At 65.2% G+C, this 3,326-nt stretch carries 3 protein-coding genes; all 3 read left to right on the top strand.

What is annotated here, in order from left to right; all coding sequences use genetic code 11:
• The first annotated feature begins 146 nt into the window (after nt 1–146).
• Nucleotides 147–1,079, top strand: coding sequence for a phosphatidate cytidylyltransferase (locus tag ACYVDE_RS18080; RefSeq protein ID WP_460502952.1), 933 nt, complete (start codon nt 147–149; stop codon nt 1,077–1,079).
• 176 nt (nt 1,080–1,255) lie between these two features.
• A complete protein-coding gene (locus ACYVDE_RS18075; protein WP_460502951.1) occupies nt 1,256–1,945 on the top strand; it encodes a lysophospholipid acyltransferase family protein in 690 nt (229 codons plus the stop codon).
• 79 nt (nt 1,946–2,024) lie between these two features.
• Nucleotides 2,025–3,326, top strand: a 1,302-nt coding sequence (locus ACYVDE_RS18070; protein ID WP_460502950.1) for a bifunctional alpha/beta hydrolase/class I SAM-dependent methyltransferase, incomplete at its 3' end; no start/stop codon positions are given.

Raw genomic sequence — 3,326 nt, 5'->3', positions numbered from 1 at the left:
GGCACTGCTGCTGGGCCTGGGCGTGCCCGTGGCGCCCTACCTCGACTACGTGATGGCCGCGCTGGCCGGCCTGCTGCTGCTCACCATTCGCAACCGGGCCCGCAAGGCGCTGCGGGCCGCCTCACTCTTACCTGCTTAGCCTCGCCATGAACGATGTATTAGGGTACGCTTTCGGGGGCATTACGGGCCTGCTGCTCACGGCCTCGGGGGTGCTGGCCGGGCTGATGCGGGCCCGCCCTGGCCGCAGCTTTCGCGAGCTGAAGCTGCGCATTCAGACGTGGTGGTGGCTGGCGGGGCTGCTGTTTCTGGCCCTGGGGTTCAACCGCACAGTGGCCGTGGTGGTGCTGGGTTTGGTCAGCTTCATGGCCTTCAAGGAGTTCATCTCGCTGATTCCGACCCGACCCATTGATAATGGGGCGCTGCTGCTGGCCTACCTGGCCATTCCGGTGCAGTACCTGTGGGTGGGGCGCGGCTGGTACGGCATGTTCATCATCTTTATCCCGGTGTACGTGTTTCTGCTGCTGCCGCTGCGCATGGTTATCGCTGGCGAAACCAAGGGGTTTCTGCGGGCCGTGGGCACCATCCATTGGGGGCTGATGACGACGGTATTTAGCCTGAGCCACCTGGCTTACCTGTTGGTGCTGCCGGTGCACGCCGGTGCCCACGGCCCGGTGCACGGCGAGATGCTGGTGTTCTACCTGCTGGTGCTCACGCAGCTCAACGACGTGGCCCAGTTCCTGTGGGGCAAGTGGCTGGGCCGGCACAAAGCGGCCCCCACCGTCAGCCCCAATAAAACGGTGGAGGGCCTGCTGGGCGGAGTGGCCACTACCACGCTGCTGGCCTGGGCGCTGGCGCCTTGGTTCACGCCTTTCTCGCCGCTGCACGCGGTGCTGGCGGGCCTGCTCATCAGCCTCTGCGGCTTCACCGGCGACGTGGTGATTTCGGCCATCAAGCGCGACATCGGGGTGAAGGACTCGGGCAGCCTGCTCCCCGGTCACGGCGGCATCCTCGACCGGCTCGACTCGCTGACTTACACGGCCCCGCTGTTTTTCCACTTCCTCTACTACTTCTATTACTAGCTGAGAAGTGAGACAACGAGAGGTGGGAAGCTAGAAAGGCCGTCATGCTGAGCGCAGTCGAAGCATCTCTACCTCATTAATAATCAATGGAATTGCAACGAAGCAGTAGAGATGCTTCGACTGCGCTCAGCATGACGGCCTAACCTCTCACCATCTCACACCTCACACCTCACCACATGAGCAAGCTGCTGATTACCGCCAGCCGTTGGGCCGAAGTCCCGCTGCGGCTGCTGTTTGTGACGTGCGTGGCCTACCCGGTGGTGTGGCTGTGGCTGGGCATTCATGTGCGGCACCGCGAGCGGCTGCCCAGCCGGGGGCCGGCCATCATCGCGGCCAACCACAACAGCCACCTCGACATTCTGGCGCTACTCTCGCTGTTTCCGCTGCTGCACGTGCCGGGCGTGCAGCCCGCTGCCGCCGCCGACTACTTCTGCCAGAACCCCTTGGTGAAGTGGTTTTCGCTGCACGTCATCGGTATCATTCCGGTGGTGCGCGGCAGCCTGCACAACTGCCCCGACGGCCCCGACCCGCTGGCCGACTGCTACCGCGCCCTTGAAGCCGGCAAGGTGCTGGTGATTTTCCCGGAAGGCACCCGCGGCGCGCCCGAAGAAATGGCCGAGCTCAAGGCCGGCATCTGGCACCTGGCCAAGCGCTTCCCCGAGGTGCCCGTGATTCCGGTGTACCTGCACGGCCTGGGCAAGGCCATGCCCAAAGGCACGCTCATTCCGGTGCCTTTCTATGTGAAGGTAGCCGTGGGCCCGGCCCTGCATGGCTACGCCGATAAGCTCGACTTTCTGCACCGGCTGCGCGAGCAGCTCACCTGGCTGCAACACAAAGTGCACGCGCCCGCCCTGGCCGATGAATAGCCCCGGCGTTGCACTTGATTCCCCTTTCGCCATTTCCGACAACAAATACACCCTTTCCCATTTCCTAAACCCCCAGCTCATGGACTCTGCTTATGTAACCGCGCGCACCTGCGCCGAGCACTACTTTCCCGCGGCCGATGCCATGCCGCTGTTCTACCGCCACTGGCCGGCCGCTACCACGGCCGGCCAGCCGGACGGGCCCCAAAAAGCCATTCTGTTGTTTCACCGCGGCCACGAGCACGGCGGGCGCATGGCTCACCTCGTCGATGAGCTGAACCTGCCCGACTACGACTTCTTCGCCTGGGATGCCCGCGGCCTGGGCGAGTCGCTGGGCGAGCGCGGTGCGGCCGCCAGCTTCGGCGCGCTGGTGAAGGACGTGGACACGTTCGTGCGCCACATCACCACGGCCCACGGCATTACGCCTGATAATATGCTCGTCATTGGCCAGAGTTTCGGGGCCGTGACGGTAGCTACCTGGGTGCACGACTACGCCCCGCGCCTGCGGGGCATGGTGTTGGCGGCCCCAGCCTTTAAAATCAACCTCATTGTGCCCGGCGCCCGCCCGCTGCTGGCGCTGCTGCACCAGGTGCGCGGCAATTTCTTCGTGAAGTCGTACGTGAAGCCCACCCAGCTCACCCATGACCCCGCCCGCATCCGCTCGTACACCCACGACCCGCTCATCACCCGCCCCATCGCCGTGAACGTGCTGCTCGACGTGGACGCCGCCGCCGACCGCGTGGTAGCCGATGCCGCCGCCATCCACGTGCCCACGCAGGTGCTGATTTCGGGCGACGACCAAGTGGTGTACCCCGAGCCGCAGCAGGCTTTCTACCGCAACCTCAGCAGCCCAATAAAGGAACTGCACGTGCTCGATGGCTTCTACCACGACACGTTGGGCGAGCTCGACCGCAGCCAAGCCGTGGCGCTGGTACGCGGGTTTGTGGAGCGCGTATTCGCGGCGCTCGTAGCGGCCCCGGGCCTGCTCGCGGCCGACCAGCAGGGCTTCACCAAAGCCGAGTTCGATGCCCTGAGCCGGCCCGCCGCCTCGGCCCTGGCCCGCGCCTACTGGGCCATGAGCCGCTTCTGGATTAACGTCGGCGGCCGGTTCTCGACGGGCATCAAGCAGAGCTTGGCCACTGGCTTCGACTCGGGCAGCACCCTCGACTACGTGTACCGCAACCGCCGCCAAGGCTTCTCGCCCATCGGCCGAATCGTGGATGGCGTGTTCCTGAACAGCATTGGCTGGCGCGGCATCCGGGTGCGCAAAACCCACCTCGAACGCCTCATCGGCCAGGCCATCGACCGGCTGCGCGACGCTGGCCGACCCGTACGCATCGTCGACATTGCCGCCGGCCACGGCCGCTACGTGCTCGACGCCCTG

It is taken from the genome of Hymenobacter agri, from assembly GCF_054778495.1.
This window is presented reverse-complemented; position numbering and strand designations above follow the sequence as displayed.